A 14,338-nucleotide genomic window follows, 5' to 3' on the forward strand; every position below is an offset into this window, starting at 1 on the left:
CGCGCTGCGCGAGAACGGGGTCGGGGCAGAGCAGATCGAGGTCATCGCCGATGAGCAGGTGGCGAATCAGTCGGCGCTCGAGATGGCCGGGCCTGGCGACCTGCTCCTCCTGTTGAGCGAAGACTACGCGCGTGCCTGGGAGCAGATTGTGCACTTCAGGCCGAATGCGCAAATAGGGCACGCCATCGAGAGAAGGCCGGTCCCGGTCAAGGTCCACTTGGACGACCTGGGCGGGTTCCATGGAGATCATCCGTGACGAGCGTGGCGTGCGGCTGGCGCGAGAGATCGAAGACTGAATGAGTTTTCGCCGTGGTTACGACGACATGCCAGGCGGTCTCAAGCTGACCTGGTGACAGGGCTCCAGGGCGGGTGAAGCATAAGGCCCATCCTTCGTGGAGTTCAATACCTTGGAGAGTGAAAATGGACGAGAAACAGAAATTTCTTCTCTACAACGATAACGACACCGCGCTTGATGCCTTCTCGAAGCGGAGGATGGCCGTCGAAGTCGCCCTGGACTTCATACGTACTGAAGCAATGAGCGGGTCTTCGCGCAATTCCGTGGATTACAATATGAGACACCTCTCGGACTACGCCGATTTTATTCAGGAAGCCTTGAGAGGCAGTGAGCGAGAAGCCTTTAGAGGCAAGGATCGAGAAGCGTCGAGAGGCAGGGATCGAGAAGCGTCGAGAGGCAGGGATCGAGAAGCGTCGAGAGGCACGGAGCACTAGCGGGCCTGGTGCGCTTGTGCATGGCAGGCGCAGCGCACGCTCTTGAGGAACTCGTCGCGGTCGCAAGCGGCGCCTCCGAGAAGACCTGGAGAGAATGGGTCGGGCGTATGCCCGGCCCACGCCAGTCTGCAAGTGCGCCCGGGCAAAGGGAATCGGGAAGACCGGGAATAACTGTTATTTTGACCCACACTGGCTTACGTTGCTCGGACTCGGCCCGCTTCAGCCTCAGAGCATCTGACGCATGGAGGTCACAGACCTCTCATTTGCATTAATTCCGCCTTCACACTCAGGACGATTCCGCTCGACTGTGTAACGGCAAAACAGCAATTTTTGATTCACGCCTGTGCATCTGTCGGTAGACCCGCGGACGACTCACGCCGTGCCGGGCGGCCAGGGCGCTGATCGGTTCAGCGGCCGCCAAAGCTCGAATGGCCATCACCTTGCGTTCGTTGGTGGCCAGTTTAGGGGGGCAGCGCAAACGGATAGATTCATTGCGACGTAGCGTTGAAAATGGGGCCATATTATCTCGTACTATTCTTCGCTCCTCGCCGATGTAACCCAGTTGAACCTCGCCCGGTGTCGAACGGAATAAGCGCTTCCACACAAACGCATCCAAGCCGCCGACTCCAGCCGCGGCGGCTTGTAGCGACAGACCAGATATTTGATGGTGCAGGTTGCTTTATCTGTAGATGTCTCTATTTTTAATAGACCGTCTGCCGGACGGGTCGACGGCTCCGAGTTGATTGAAGAACGCCCATGTGTCCTCCTGGCAACTGCGCTCTTCGTCACTCCTGCGTAACGCATGCGACACCGGTAGGAGATCATCCGATGGAAGTCAAGTCGATCGTCGCGTATGAAGGCCCCAACATTCACGCCCATTTCCCGGTCATCCGATATACCGTTGATATGGGCGTGCTGGAGGAATGGCCGACCGGGCGGCTCGGCCAGCGATTCATAGACGGTTTGGTCGGCTATCTGCCGGGCCTCGCGCAGCATGGCTGCTCGTATCAGTCCCCCGGCGGACGTGTGCGGCGCATGACGGAAGGCGATGGCACGTGGCTCGGCCATGTCATGGAGCATGCAGCCATTGAACTGCAGAAGATGGCGGGTTCGGACGTCAGCTTCGGCAAGACGCGAGTTGCGGGTCCGCATGGCCACTACGATGTCATCTACGAATACCATGAAGAAGCCGTCGGCCGGCAGGCCGGAGATCTGGCATTAGCGCTGATCGAGCATCTCTTGCCTGCCGAGTTGAAACCGCAGACGGATATCGAGACGCAGTTCGACTTCGAACAGGAGCTCGACGATTTTCTCCGTGATGCGCGCAGTCGCGAGGTGGGGCCGAGCACGGCAGCATTGATGAAAGCCGTGGCGGACAGGGCGATTCCGTGTACGCGGATGAACGCGGACAGCCTGATACGACTTGGCTATGGGCGCTTTCAGAAGCGGATCAAAGCCACGCTCACCAGCGAGACGCGTCAGCTCGCAGTCGACATAGCCTCTGACAAGGAAGAGACGAACCGGACGCTGCGGGACGCCGGCTTGCCGGTGACCATGGATAGCAATTTGAGGCATCTTTCGAATACGCCGATCTGATTCAACAAGCATTGGCGCGCAAAGAGCCGTAACGGTTCAGACGCACCCTGGGTACCGGCGCTGTGCTTCGCCCATCGAACCGACAGGAGGACTGATGATCACCGCGATAAGACCGCTCTTTTCAAAAAACATCAGCTCGATCGATAGCAATGAGGAGGACGCGATCTTTGTTGTGGACCCTGATCTCGGCGGGCTGGGCAGGATCGATGTCCGCACGGGCCTCTTTCAATGCCTGCTCAATTTCAAGCATTTCAATGAGTTCGAGAGAGCGGCGGCACTATGCATGCGGCCCGACGGCACGATCCACTATTGCCGTTCCAATCTAATCCACACAGTCAGCATAGAAAACGGCTCGGTACATGCCGCAACGGGACCGATCACGATCGATGCTGCGCAAAGCATCGTTGGGTTGTGCTGGAAGGACGGCCGATATTACGTCGCCGACGTGACGGGCAGCCTGCTCGTTGTCGAGAACAGCGAGTTGATACGGACGGTTCGCATTGGAAACGGCATCAACGACATGACGCTGCACGGCGATCGGCTCCTGATACTTCGCGGCGTCAGCCGTGCCGTCCATATCGTTGATCTTGATGGAACACATGTCGCATCGGTTACGGTACCGCATGACGGCGCGGTGGGCATAGCCGCTGTCAAGACGTCCGATGCGAAAGAGCCGTGCGTCTATGTGTATTACAACCAGTGCAATTGGGACGTGTTTGACGACGCGGGCTCGGAGCTGACGTCAAACGGGAGCGCCAATATCACGCTCAGAAACGACGCCCGCGATGGATTCATCGAGCGGCTCGACTATCAGATCGTGGATCTCGGTCGGGGAAACAATTTTTGCCTGTCGGGAGGCTATGAAATCGAGTTCACCTATGCCGAAATGCTCAAGCCTATTGGCGATATCCTCGACGAACTGGAAGGCATCAAGCTGTGTATCAGACTGTCGATACCCGTCGACACGCCGAGGCAAAAAGTCAAATCGCTCGAGACGATCGGCGATATTCCCGCGGCCATCACAGAGGACGAGGAAGGTAACGCGATTGTCGAGTTTGACCTGACCGGGATAAGGCTGGACAAGGAGTGTCGTATTTTTGGTTACCACGCGATCATCGAGGCTTACGGTATCCGGTACAAGTTGAACGGCGCGAGTACGGACGACTATCCTGCCGATATCAGGCGGCGCTTTCTGAAAGAAGAGTCCCGCTATGACATGGGCAGGCAGGAATTGAAGGATATTGCGGAGCGCCTGCTTGCATGCATTCCCACGCAAGAGCGCGGCAATGTGATCAGAATTGCCAAAGCCGTGCGCGAATACGTCTATAGCCGGCTCGGGTACCGCTGCAACAGCAGATATACGAGCCCCGTCGAGACGTTGCGGCTCGGCGAGGGAACATGCGGCAAGTACATGGAGCTGATGATCGGGCTGCTGAGGCTTTGCGGCGTCGCTTGCCGACCCGTCGGCGACTTCAAGGTACCCGAGTACAAGCTGAGGTATGTGCCGGTCGGCTCGGTATGCACACCCGATAACGATCACGCGTGGGTGGAATTCTATGTGCCGGAGGTCGGATGGGTTCCGATGGAGAGCTCGTCGGATGGCGTTCCGGAAAAGCACGACCGATTCTTTGGTGCGCTATCGTGGATCTATATAGAAAACAGCAGGACGGATAAGATGTGCAAGATATGCAAACCGGGCTCGTGGGAAAACATCGATCAGGACTTGCGGTATTCGGAATTATTTATTCCGGAGATTCAGATCAGAATCCTCAAAGTGCTCAGGCCGTCATTGGATCCGTCACATTAGCGCCCGATGCTGGCCATATGCGCAGACATGTCGTAGGCGTCGCCTTCAACCAGAATGTCGAGGTGCAGGCCGACCATGTTCACCGGCGCATGGCGGCGATCGGGATGAATCGCGGAGTGCTGGAGTCGAGAGGTATCGACGACGGTGATGCCACCCGTCCCCACAACTTGCAGCTTCTGGTCCGGACCGATGAATGCCGCGGTGTCTTCATCGAGCCCGATGCCAATGGCATCCGGGTTCGGGTCCCTTTGATTTTGATGCATTTTACCGGGGTAGCAGCACCCAGGCGTCGTGCGGGTTTGAGAGCCGGCCCTATTTACCGTCAGGCGCTGCGCCGGCCCCACCGTGACACACCGTATGCAGCACAGCGGCATCGACCGCCCCGTACGGTGTATTGATTGCGGGCATGGAAGGACCTGTCTCTGGCATTCGTGGCGCGGTGCCGTTCATTCACAACAGCGCGCAGGCCTTTCTGGATGCCCGGGACGCTCGTCTTCAATGCCTCCGCTCCTGCATTTTGCGAAACGTTGGCATCCACTTTTTCCAGCCAGTCTCAGTCGCTCATCGAAGGGTTGATGGCGGCCTGAACGCACGTCTCGAGAGCCGCAGTCGGCCCTGAAAACAATCATGCTGCGAGGGCAACAAATCTGTTTGTACGGTAGTGGGCGCGTTCATCGGCAAGATTTAAGCGCCAATTCAATCCCTCCACCGCATAGACGACAGCGGCATATTGCCCGTGGCGCGAGATGGCGCACAAGTCTCTCGCGGCGTCACTCCTTCGCGGCGGCGCCAGAGATCCGCTTAACGTGCGGGGCGGTGAGTCTATCGAAGCAGTTCAGAGCTACGATGATGAGAAGCAGGGCTAATACGACAAGCTGCCCGACCAGGAAAACCGGCACGGCAAATATGGCCCACAGCACCAACCTGAGCATCTCGCCTCCCTGGATTATGCGATAGGTCGACGGAAGCTGGCGGCGACCTTAGCGGCTCGTTCCGAGGGCTTGCTGTCAACCCTCGAAAGCATCATATCGCGACCCGTCAGATCTGTTCGTACGGTAGTGGACGCAGGCCGCCGACGGGCTGGGAGACGTGCCAGGTGCAGCGCTGACACCCAGAGACAATGAGGCCCGCAAAGCGGAGGGTTGAGCGCGAAGTGTTGACGGGTCAGGCCGAAGCTGGAGAGAAACGCCAAAGAATGGATGGTGAGGCGTGAGGGCATGTGCGATCGGGCGACGGACCTTCATGTTCCCGGGTTCCGATACGGGTGGGGGGCGAACAGCCGCAATGTATAGCCTCATCGGTTTGTGCAAATTCGCCGACGAACGGCCCTATCGCGCGAAACATGAAGGCCGCAACTGCGTGGTTGCGGCGTAGGCGTTGCCTGCAGAACCCGCGACCCTCCTGCCGGAGCGCGCTGGCGCGGATTTTCGGCAATGGCGAGACCTCCTGATCTATATCCAGAACGCCCAGGCATGGAAGTCCTGCTCGTCGACGACCACGAGGACACCGCCGACATGCAGGCCGACATCGTCACCGGCGCGGGTCATCGTCGCGTACACGGGGGGCGATACGCTCCGGATCGCGGAGCGCGAAATGCCGGAACTCGTGCAATGGGCTGCTTTCCGTCCGACACCATCGGTCGCTCAGTCTGACCTAAAATAAGATCGGGTTCGTTTACCGCGGATCAGATCATGCTGTTCCAGGGCATTACCGTTTATGAGGAAAGCGCGGGGCACTGGCGTTTCGTGCTGGCCTCTGGCAACCGGTGTATCACGCATCCGCTGCGTTTCGGTTCGGAGGAACAGGCGCTTCAGGTCGCCCAGGCGTCATTCGCGGGGACGCCCGTACGCGTGGTCCCGTTTCGCTGCGAGGATCCCGCCGAGGCTTCCGATGCTGGCCAGATCGCCGCTCACGCCGCTTACCCTGATCGTTAGCGCCAGCGCGCAGACGGACATTTCTCAGGACGCGGCTAACGTCGGGATGCAACGCGCCGGGCTGAGGGTAGGTCCCGAGCGTCAAAACAGATCCGCTCAGGTGACAGCGCGATTCCGAAACGGGACGCCTGCTGCAGGTCGCGGCCGCCCCAGAACTCAAGCTGCCCATCGGGTCTGATGAGAATGACTTCGCCGGCGCCGCCTGCCGGATAGGCGTTGACCCGCCGGGCCAGATCCGGCTGCGGGTCCCGGTCAGGAAGCACCTCCAGCACAGATCGGGCACGAAAGGCACCGGATCATCCTGGTCGGAAGTTTCCCATTTTTCCGGCGGCATCCAGATGACGTCCGGGCGCCGGACGCTGGATGTGGGGTGGTCACGGCCGCGGACATGGCCGCGAGATGACCGATCTGCGCGGTCAGATGACCGGAAATGTCGGTCAGCACGATCTGGCGCCGCGCCGACGGATGCAGATTCGGTACCGCTTCACCGCGCTCGTCCAGTTCGCGGCACTGCTGCTGGCCAGACACGCTTCCCGACGTGAGGAGGTGCCACACGGCAAACAACCCGTTGCGGTCGAGGAGAGTCGGCACCGTCCATCCGGTTCTCGCAGGAGGTGGCCCAAGTGTACGCCCGCGCGACTTCATGCCGGAATTCTGTATGTGTGCACCGCACAATCAGCGCGATCCTTAAGGGCCGCCGCATATTCGCAGATGTCGGGTGCGCTCAAGATCCGGACGAGAACGTACGATAGCCGCCTCCCGTACTCGAATCACGTAGCCAGCCAGGATCTCGCGGACTGCAGGTCGTTGACCGCTATCGTACAGACGTGCCACGTCGCATGTAAGAACGTTGTGTTCCACCCTGCGCGCTCCAGCGATTTTCGGGTCGCTCTCGCGAGGCAGGCATTCGCGGGCAGCTGGTTACTGGCGTAACCCGGCAAGTCTTTGTTGTAACGGAACGCCAGGTGCCGCAGCACGTTTCGCTAGCTGGTCGCGACCCGCGTGTCCCAAACGGGTATCACCATGTCAGCACATCCAGTTTCCTTTCAGCCGTCGGCTGGCGTTCCCGGCACGCATCACGCAGCCGTGATGGATGAAATGATCGAACGTCCCTTCCGGCAAACGGCCGTCGCCTTTCTCAACGGCTATCCGTCCATTGATGACCATGTCAACGCGCCGCAACTGAAGGATCAGATTCTGGCGATCGTGGCGCACGAGCTTCGCGGACCCTTGAGTCCGCTGCGCCTCGCCAGCCAGCTTATCCGCAGGGTGTCGGCGGATCGACCGGAAGTGCTTCGGTCGATTGACATGATCGACCGCCAGATCTGCCAGATCGCCCGCCTTGCTGACGATCTGATGGACGCCACGCGAGCCGGCCACGGCGCGCTCCGCGTACACAGGACGTGCGTTGACCTCATCGACGTTCTGGCTGATCCGTTCGAGGCGGCTGCACTGGCAGCGGCCAAGCGCGGCCAGATACTCACCCTGCAGGTTCCGGACAGGGCGCTACGCGTTGAGGGCGATCCGGTCCGTCTCGCGCAGGCCATCCACAACCTGCTGCACAACGCCGTGAAATATACGCCGGCGGATGGTCGCATAACAGTGACCGCGCGCGCGGAGGGCAAAGACCTCGTTGTATCTGTCAAGGACAATGGACTGGGCATATCGCGCGCGCTTCTGCTACATGTCTTCGACCTCTTCGCTCAATCCAGCCGGACGATTGGGGCGAGCGCCGGTGGGTTAGGCGTCGGCCTTGCCGTCGTGAAGGCGATTGCCGAAGCGTATGGCGGCACGGTGACGGCGACCAGTGCCGGCCCCGGTACCGGCAGCGAATTCACGCTCCGGCTGCCCATCGTCACTAAAAAGCGCGCGGATAGTGACCGTGCGTAATGGGGTGAGTGCAGCCGGAACTTTCAGGCCACGGCCCAGCCATGTTCCGGTCGGATGATGCACCGCGCTTTCTGTCAAACGTAAGTACGGCCAGCATGGACACGCTGCCCCCGCGTGCCACTGTTACGGACGCGGTCGAGTGCTCCAGCGCGCATCCGGACTATAATTTAATGACAAATCGAAATCCACGCCCTATGGGCGTGGTCATCGCCTAACTGGCTATGCCTGTTAGAGCACCTGCCCATGCAGGTACCTTTCTGTGTGTTGTCCCCACAACGCATAAAAAGGAAAGCAAGCATGAGCAGGTTCAAGAGAGCATCGCATGTCATATGGCATTGTCAATACCACATTGTGTGGGTGCCGAAGTATCGGTTCCGTGTGCTGCAAGGTCCGGTTGGCAAGGAGGTCTACAAATGTGTGATGGTGTTCAGTCAGCAACTGGGCTGCGAGGTTGTAGAACTCAATGTTCAGCCGGACCATGTGCATCTTTTGGCGAGCATTCCGCCGAAGCTGTCGGTATCCGGGTTGATGGGCGTCCTGAAAGGACGTACCGCCATACGAATTTTTACCGCCTTTCCATTTTTGAAGAAGAAGCCTTATTGGGGGAATCATTTCTGGGCAAAGGGCTACTGCGTAGATTCGGTTGGCCTGAACAGCGAGATGATTCAAAAGTACGTTCGGTTCCAGGAGAAAGAAGAGATGCATCAAGAGCAACTTCAGTTGGAACCCGGTAGAGGACCTTCTCAGAAGGGCCGATAGGTGTGCCCCCCTATGGGGGGCTTAATGCGAAACCACGTTCTACAAACGTGGTGATTCACTTAGGGGTCAGCCAGGCCCGGCGCTCAGCGCCGGCTCGTCTGACCCGTCATCCAACTGTCCCTGCTGCTTGATACCATCAAGAGCGATTCCGCGAAGAAGACGCGGTTTTGGACAGGATATCGGGGAGCGACACATGGAGAACGAACTTCATGCCAATAAAAATCACCTGCTCGCGGTTTTGCCCGAAGCAGAGTGGGCACGCGTAGCCCCGCATCTGGTGAGGGTCGACATGCCGCTGGGGCAGGTCGTGTACGAGTCCGGCGACCGCCTCCACCACGTTTATTTTCCGACGACCTCAATCGTGTCGCTGCTGTACGTGATGGAAGACGGCTCATCCGCCGAAATTGCGATCGTGGGCAACGAAGGGCTCATCGGCATTGCGCTTTTTATGGGCGGGGAAACCACGCCAAGCCGGGCGATCGTGCAAAGCGCAGGCGCGGCGTATCGATTGGATGCCAAGATACTGAAAGAGGAATTCCGTCGAGCCGGCCCGGTGCAGCGACTGTTGCTGCGCTACACCCAGGCACTGATCACGCAGATGGCCCAGACCGCCGTTTGCAACCGGCATCATTCGATCGACCAGCAACTGTGCCGCTGGCTGCTGCTCAGCATGGACCGCCTGCCGTCGAACGAGCTGACGATGACGCAGGAACTGATCGCCAACATGCTTGGCGTGCGGAGATCCGGCGTGACGGAGGCGGCGCTGAAACTGCAGGACGCGGGGCTGATTCGCTACAGTCACGGCCACATCGAGGTGCTGGATCGACCGGGGCTCGAAAAACGCGTGTGCGAATGCTATGGCGTGGTGAGACGGGAGTTCGACCGGTTGCTGCCTGATCTGAAGGCGTTATAAGCGCAGCGCGGAGCTACCGGCGATGCCTCCCGGAGCACTCCCGGGGAATACGGCTGGCGCTCTTTACCAGGGCGGCACGCAATTGAACCCTGGCGTGAAAGGGAGAAATTTTCGTCCGCGACCAGACCGCTGCTGACCAAAATACTGCGCTTTGGCTGGCGTATTGCCGAGCGTCATCCGGATCGCGCCGAACGACTTCCTGGCCGGCCAGAGTGCAGTCGGACTGGCAGCCCGGCAATGCCCCCTGGCGGCCGTACCCCGGCACGCGACAGTCGCGAACTCCGGGCGGAAAAAAAGAAATCCCGATGTCCACCACCGTACCGACTGCGTGGCAAATCAATGCCAGTCTCACGCTACAGGGCGGGTCTTTTCCGGGTTGGGCGGATGCCGGCCAGCATCACATTTGATTTTGCGAAGGTGCCTTGCGAAAGGCCTGAAAATTCCGGGCACCTGGCGAGAGAGCGGCGACGGGCTGGTCGAATCCGGAGTCGGAAGGAGAAGTTCCATGTTGGGAACAATATTGATAGTCGTGCTGGTGCTGGTGTTGATCGGTGCGATACCGACCTGGCCGCACAGCCGTTCGTGGGGCTATATGCCCAGCGGTCTGTTAGGCGTTGTGTTGGTCGTTGTGCTTGTGTTGCTGCTTCTGGGCCGGATATAAGGGCGAAATTCCCGTCCGGATGATCCCTTCGCGGGTAGCCGTCGCCGGCGCCGTCCCATCAGAAAACGGGCGGCCGGCACGCGTCGACAAGTTCGGTCATCCGTCATTTTCAAGGAGTCGTGTCATGAACAAGGATCAGATCAAAGGCCGCGTCGAGGAAGCAAAGGGAAAGGTTAAGGAAGCTGTCGGCAAAGCCACGGGAAGCGAAACGACCCAGGTGAAGGGTAAGGTCGAACAGGTCGCCGGCAAGACACGGGCCGCGTACGGCGATGCAAAGGAGCAACTGAAGAAGCAGCCGTAGGCTGTTCGCGCCGATAGGTTTTTGAGGCGCCACGTGGTGGGTCAAAGTGCTCGCGTGACGCCTTTCCCAACGGATGCTTTCGAACCGCGGGGGTGCACGATGAAACGGATTATCACGCTGGTATCGGTGGCTGTGCTCGGAACAGCCCTGATCACGGGAACACTGCGGGCTCAGGGAACGCCACAATCCATCACGGCGAAACGCGTTGATGTCGTCCAGCTGGCGTCAGGGTATCGGGCCTCCAGGATCAACGGATCGCCAGTCTATAACCGCAACAAGGACAACATCGGAACGATTGACGACCTGATCGTCAGCCCAACCGATCGGGTTCCCTACGTCATCCTCTCGGTAGGAGGGTTTCTCGGAATGGGAACCCATCTCGTCGCCGTACCGTTTGGCAGCCTTCAGGTCGTCGACAAGCAGATGCGTCTGCCGGACGCGACCAGGGAGTCCCTGAAGGCATTGCCAGAGTTCAAATACGCGCCTGACTAACGGCTGCCGCCGGTTTTGATGGGGCACACCGCGGGCGGGCAGGCGATCTGGGCGGCACCATGGCCGAACTGCGAGCGGCCGCCGTGGTTGCAACACGCCGACTTGCGGACTCCCGCTCCGTCGCATTGTTTTCGAAGTGCGTGCGCCCGGATCCCGCTCGGTGTTAGTGAACGATCCTGACGCCGCGCGCGACTGTCGCCGGCGCTCCCGACAGCCTGGCGCATTGACGCGCAGAAACCGCATTAATATGGGCCGATGTCGTGAGAATGTGCGCGACCGCCCCGCAGGACTGAAAGCGCCACGCAGGCACGCGCCACCGCCCCGCTGGTTTTGAGCGCTACAGTGACTTCAGCTTCGTGATCTTCGTACCCTCGAGCGTCACGCCCGCCATCAACCCGCTGTTCGTGAGCACAAACGCTTCGATCGGCGCGGTCGCGGTGGTGGTGTCGACATTGCCGTTCGCACCGACCTTCAGTACCGCCACTGAAGCATCGCCGCCCACCGACCAGCCTTCGCTGTTACGGAACCGGTCGAGCGCCTCCTGGGTCATGAACAGGAAAATGATGGCTTTCGATTGCGCACCGATCTGCAGCCCGATCGAGCCGGTCGTGGTGCTGTAGTACCCGACCGTGCTGCCGCCAACGCGCAGCGAGCCCTCACCGTACTGACCGCCAAACACCAGCACGCCACGCGCCTTGCCGACGAGTTCACGCGAGCCGTTGGCGCTGGTGTAAAGGCGTGCAAGGGTCGAGTCGACGCCTGCATCAATGGTGTGGCGCTTGTCGACCTGGTGGCCACTGGCGTCGGATGTTCCGGTCGTTGTGCAGCCTGAGACCGCTAGGGCAATGGCAAGGATGGATCCGGGCGTACCCCATATGAATGTTCGTCGTAGCATCATCGTCTCCACGTTGTTCCGGGATACTTCTGAAGCTACGCCAGGGCGGCTGCGGACGCGGTACGACAGCGTACAGAGACGCGAAACCCGGCTCGATCAGTGTCTCTGTTCAGCGTCGCAGCACGTGCGCCGCGTGTTAGCGAATGTCGATCATCGGCCTGCGTCAACGCCTGAACTGTGGTTCCTGGCAAGCTGACAACATTGTTGTCCTGTGCAACTTGAGGTGGCGCAAACGGTCCAGCAGCGCACGCGAAACCAGATCGTGGGGATTCCCGGTGGCGACGCGGATCCACCTTTCAGCCCGCCTCCATAAGCGTCCTTCAGCGTACAGACGCACTGTCTCGTTGGCAGGATGATGTCCCTTGCTAACAACCATCATGCGTGACTTTTTTCACGGTCGTCTACGTGGTTCACGTCAGAGGTGAAATGGTTCTGTCATACGTCTCCCGTCGATAAAACGAAGCACTACGCCGGCGAGTGAGACTGGGAAGGAGAGCAATATGCGTACGTCTATCTATGTCTGTCTTGCGGCTCTTACCGCCGCGCTAGCCGGATGCCTTTGGGTACCCAGCGACGGCTATCGTGGTGATCGAAATGGAGGGTATGGCGGTAGTCATGAAAACTCGGGGTATGGCGGTGGTCATGAAAACGCCTGGAATCGGGGGCGCACCTCCGGCGACCACATGAATCATTCCTGGGACCCCAACGACCAGCGGACGCATGAGTCCGGGCAGCGGGAAGGATGGTAGGTTCGCTGAATCCATTGTATGAAAATGGTCGGTCAGCATCCTTTCTGGCTCGCGTCACCATGACCGGCGCCCCGGCTTCGCAATGGAAATCGGCCCAGGCGCAGATCAACCGGCGGCGGCACGTCGCAACTCTGGGCGCCTCGCCGCCTGAAGCCGTGACGTATAGCTGTCGATGTATTTCTGCGCCATCGCCCTTGGACTGAAGCGGAGTACGAACTGGGCGCGGATTTCCGTACGTGACAGCTCATCGAGACGTTGCAGCGCACCTACGGCGCCCTGCACGTCTTCGCAGACATAACCGGTGAGGCCGTGGTTGATCACCTCAGGTACCGAGCCGCGATTGAATGCAATCACCGGCGTTCCGCACGCCATCGCCTCGATCATGACAAGGCCGACCGGCTCGGACCAGCCGATCGGAAACAGCAGCGCCTTCGCACCTGAGAGGAACCGGATGACTCGCCCACCCGATGGAACAGGAACAGGGGTTTGACGCATCGAGTCAAGGTCGTTGACCGCTACCGTACAGACATATCCGGTCGCCCGTGAGAACGTAGCGTTACACCTTGCGCGCATCAACGATTCCCGGGTCGCTCCCGTGTGGCACGCATTCGCGGACAACCGGCGACCGGCGCAACGCAGCACATCCTTGTTGTGACAGAACGCCAGATGCCACCGCACGTTTCGCCAGCTGGTCGCGACCGAAGTGTCGCGCGGCGGCTGAAGCGGGTGTCGAACCTAAGGAGAGCGTCATGTACAACATCGTCTGGCTTGTGGGAGCCGTGGTCATCGTTCTGTTCGTGCTCGGCTATGTCGGATTGAGGTAGGGCCTTCGTCGCAGGTGGAGAACGTGGCCAGCGGGGTCCCGTCAACTATGGACGGCCGCCATGCGAAGACGCGACTGCGACTCACCGCCGGGATGAAGAAACGTCCCGGCCTCGATGGTGCGCGCTAGTCGCGCACCATCTCCGGACAGACGATCCGGATCTACCTTTCACAACGGAGCCTTTGATGAAACTCGCCGAACGGGAGCCCAATGCCAACGCCGTCCCCAGTGATGCTGCAAAACGATGCACCGCCACCCGGGCGGATGAGAATCATGAGAACGTTGCGCCGCTGCCGCTGCCGCTGCCGCTGCCGCTACCGCACGAGACCGACCAGTCAGCGGAATCGCAACATGAAGAAGGCACGCGCGCTGTCGGACGGCAGGCGCATCAGGATCTTTCGCGCGGCCTGACCGACACCGACCGGCGCGGCGGCGACGCGTATCAGCAACGCACACAGAATGATGCGAATGCCAACACGCAGTCTCCCAGGCGCGAGGTCACGCGCAAGCGCTAGACGTTTGCATTCGCGTTCACCGGCACTCACGCCAGAGCCCGAGCCGCGCGTCCCAACCGCATTGCCTGGTTCTACCGCAGGACCGTGCCTCGCTGATATTTCCGGGACATCATTGTCCCCGACACCTGCGACCGGAGGCCATCATGCGGGCTCTGTCGCGCTAAGGTGATCAGGTAAACTTGGGCGACCGAAATTGAGACGACCACGATGGCCATGACGGGCAAGACGCCGCGTACGACGTTACCACCGGGAATCGCGAAGGTGATGAAGCGAC

General features: G+C 59.9%; 16 protein-coding genes and 1 pseudogene. 12 read left to right on the top strand and 5 right to left on the bottom strand.

Annotation, left to right across the window (positions count from 1 at the left end; genetic code table 11):
* Together GNZ13_RS40380 and GNZ13_RS40385 are read left to right on the top strand one after the other, a co-directional pair.
* A partial coding sequence (locus GNZ13_RS40380; RefSeq protein WP_172175737.1) for a hypothetical protein occupies positions 1-256 on the top strand: 256 nt, incomplete at its 5' end.
* 164 nt (positions 257-420) lie between these two features.
* On the top strand, positions 421-729 hold the full coding sequence (locus tag GNZ13_RS40385) for a hypothetical protein (RefSeq protein ID WP_172175739.1): 309 nt from the start codon (positions 421-423) through the stop codon (positions 727-729).
* A gap of 286 nt (positions 730-1,015) precedes the next feature.
* On the opposite strand, the gene GNZ13_RS54460 is transcribed toward GNZ13_RS40385, so the two are convergent.
* Complete coding sequence (locus GNZ13_RS54460; RefSeq protein WP_407945692.1) at positions 1,016-1,249, bottom strand: helix-turn-helix domain-containing protein; 234 nt, start codon at positions 1,247-1,249, stop codon at positions 1,016-1,018.
* 308 nt (positions 1,250-1,557) lie between these two features.
* On the opposite strand from GNZ13_RS54460, the gene GNZ13_RS40390 reads away from it, so the two are divergent.
* Entirely contained in the window at positions 1,558-2,325 is a 768-nt protein-coding gene (locus tag GNZ13_RS40390) for a cyanophycin synthetase family protein (protein WP_172175741.1), read from the top strand.
* A gap of 94 nt (positions 2,326-2,419) precedes the next feature.
* Positions 2,420-4,132: a transglutaminase-like domain-containing protein gene (locus tag GNZ13_RS40395; protein WP_172175743.1), complete on the top strand. Its 1,713-nt coding sequence runs from the start codon at positions 2,420-2,422 to the stop codon at positions 4,130-4,132.
* Here the strand turns inward: GNZ13_RS40395 and GNZ13_RS40400 are convergent.
* A complete protein-coding gene (locus tag GNZ13_RS40400; protein ID WP_172175745.1) occupies positions 4,129-4,395 on the bottom strand; it encodes a hypothetical protein in 267 nt (88 codons plus the stop codon). The genes GNZ13_RS40395 and GNZ13_RS40400 overlap by 4 nt on opposite strands.
* A gap of 1,428 nt (positions 4,396-5,823) precedes the next feature.
* On the opposite strand from GNZ13_RS40400, the gene GNZ13_RS40405 reads away from it, so the two are divergent.
* From GNZ13_RS40405 to GNZ13_RS40435, 7 genes are all read left to right on the top strand, one after another.
* Entirely contained in the window at positions 5,824-6,066 is a 243-nt protein-coding gene (locus GNZ13_RS40405) for a hypothetical protein (protein ID WP_172175747.1), read from the top strand.
* Between the two features lie 1,089 nt (positions 6,067-7,155).
* On the top strand, positions 7,156-7,956 hold the full coding sequence (locus GNZ13_RS40410) for a sensor histidine kinase (protein WP_172175749.1): 801 nt from the start codon (positions 7,156-7,158) through the stop codon (positions 7,954-7,956).
* 297 nt (positions 7,957-8,253) lie between these two features.
* Positions 8,254-8,715: an IS200/IS605 family transposase gene (gene tnpA, locus GNZ13_RS40415; protein WP_172166103.1), complete on the top strand. Its 462-nt coding sequence runs from the start codon at positions 8,254-8,256 to the stop codon at positions 8,713-8,715.
* A 193-nt stretch (positions 8,716-8,908) separates the two neighbouring features.
* The gene (locus GNZ13_RS40420) at positions 8,909-9,628 is read left to right on the top strand and encodes a Crp/Fnr family transcriptional regulator (protein ID WP_172175751.1); all 720 of its coding nucleotides are present in this window, start codon (positions 8,909-8,911) and stop codon (positions 9,626-9,628) included.
* A 505-nt stretch (positions 9,629-10,133) separates the two neighbouring features.
* The gene (locus GNZ13_RS40425; RefSeq protein ID WP_082855034.1) at positions 10,134-10,289 is read left to right on the top strand and encodes a DUF3309 family protein; all 156 of its coding nucleotides are present in this window, start codon (positions 10,134-10,136) and stop codon (positions 10,287-10,289) included.
* Between the two features lie 124 nt (positions 10,290-10,413).
* A complete protein-coding gene (locus GNZ13_RS40430; protein WP_172175753.1) occupies positions 10,414-10,590 on the top strand; it encodes a CsbD family protein in 177 nt (58 codons plus the stop codon).
* 99 nt (positions 10,591-10,689) lie between these two features.
* Positions 10,690-11,082, top strand: coding sequence for a PRC-barrel domain-containing protein (locus GNZ13_RS40435; protein WP_172175755.1), 393 nt, complete (start codon positions 10,690-10,692; stop codon positions 11,080-11,082).
* A 337-nt stretch (positions 11,083-11,419) separates the two neighbouring features.
* Here the strand turns inward: GNZ13_RS40435 and GNZ13_RS40440 are convergent, their stop codons facing one another.
* A complete protein-coding gene (locus GNZ13_RS40440) occupies positions 11,420-11,977 on the bottom strand; it encodes a BPSL1445 family SYLF domain-containing lipoprotein (protein WP_172175757.1) in 558 nt (185 codons plus the stop codon).
* A gap of 854 nt (positions 11,978-12,831) precedes the next feature.
* Positions 12,832-13,173: pseudogene (locus GNZ13_RS40445) on the bottom strand (glycosyltransferase); the annotation flags it as partial.
* A 561-nt stretch (positions 13,174-13,734) separates the two neighbouring features.
* On the opposite strand from GNZ13_RS40445, the gene GNZ13_RS53045 reads away from it, so the two are divergent.
* The gene (locus GNZ13_RS53045) at positions 13,735-14,064 is read left to right on the top strand and encodes a hypothetical protein (protein ID WP_236002398.1); all 330 of its coding nucleotides are present in this window, start codon (positions 13,735-13,737) and stop codon (positions 14,062-14,064) included.
* A gap of 71 nt (positions 14,065-14,135) precedes the next feature.
* Here the strand turns inward: GNZ13_RS53045 and GNZ13_RS51765 are convergent.
* Positions 14,136-14,338, bottom strand: a 203-nt coding sequence (locus tag GNZ13_RS51765) for a hypothetical protein (RefSeq protein ID WP_216675219.1), incomplete at its 5' end; no start/stop codon positions are given.

Source organism: Paraburkholderia elongata, from assembly GCF_013177735.1.
GTDB lineage: Bacteria > Pseudomonadota > Gammaproteobacteria > Burkholderiales > Burkholderiaceae > Paraburkholderia > Paraburkholderia elongata.

What these genes read in the sequence shown, in the direction of transcription:
- GNZ13_RS40385 (WP_172175739.1), top strand. Translation starts at nt 421, where the DNA reads ATGGACGAGAAACAGAAATTTCTTCTCTACAACGATAACGACACCGCG.
- GNZ13_RS54460 (WP_407945692.1), bottom strand. Translation starts at nt 1,249, where the DNA reads ATGGCCCCATTTTCAACGCTACGTCGCAATGAATCTATCCGTTTGCGC.
- GNZ13_RS40390 (WP_172175741.1), top strand. Translation starts at nt 1,558, where the DNA reads ATGGAAGTCAAGTCGATCGTCGCGTATGAAGGCCCCAACATTCACGCC.
- GNZ13_RS40395 (WP_172175743.1), top strand. Translation starts at nt 2,420, where the DNA reads ATGATCACCGCGATAAGACCGCTCTTTTCAAAAAACATCAGCTCGATC.
- GNZ13_RS40400 (WP_172175745.1), bottom strand. Translation starts at nt 4,395, where the DNA reads ATGCATCAAAATCAAAGGGACCCGAACCCGGATGCCATTGGCATCGGG.
- GNZ13_RS40405 (WP_172175747.1), top strand. Translation starts at nt 5,824, where the DNA reads ATGCTGTTCCAGGGCATTACCGTTTATGAGGAAAGCGCGGGGCACTGG.
- GNZ13_RS40410 (WP_172175749.1), top strand. Translation starts at nt 7,156, where the DNA reads ATGGATGAAATGATCGAACGTCCCTTCCGGCAAACGGCCGTCGCCTTT.
- tnpA (WP_172166103.1), top strand. Translation starts at nt 8,254, where the DNA reads ATGAGCAGGTTCAAGAGAGCATCGCATGTCATATGGCATTGTCAATAC.
- GNZ13_RS40420 (WP_172175751.1), top strand. Translation starts at nt 8,909, where the DNA reads ATGGAGAACGAACTTCATGCCAATAAAAATCACCTGCTCGCGGTTTTG.
- GNZ13_RS40425 (WP_082855034.1), top strand. Translation starts at nt 10,134, where the DNA reads ATGTTGGGAACAATATTGATAGTCGTGCTGGTGCTGGTGTTGATCGGT.
- GNZ13_RS40430 (WP_172175753.1), top strand. Translation starts at nt 10,414, where the DNA reads ATGAACAAGGATCAGATCAAAGGCCGCGTCGAGGAAGCAAAGGGAAAG.
- GNZ13_RS40435 (WP_172175755.1), top strand. Translation starts at nt 10,690, where the DNA reads ATGAAACGGATTATCACGCTGGTATCGGTGGCTGTGCTCGGAACAGCC.
- GNZ13_RS40440 (WP_172175757.1), bottom strand. Translation starts at nt 11,977, where the DNA reads ATGCTACGACGAACATTCATATGGGGTACGCCCGGATCCATCCTTGCC.
- GNZ13_RS53045 (WP_236002398.1), top strand. Translation starts at nt 13,735, where the DNA reads ATGAAACTCGCCGAACGGGAGCCCAATGCCAACGCCGTCCCCAGTGAT.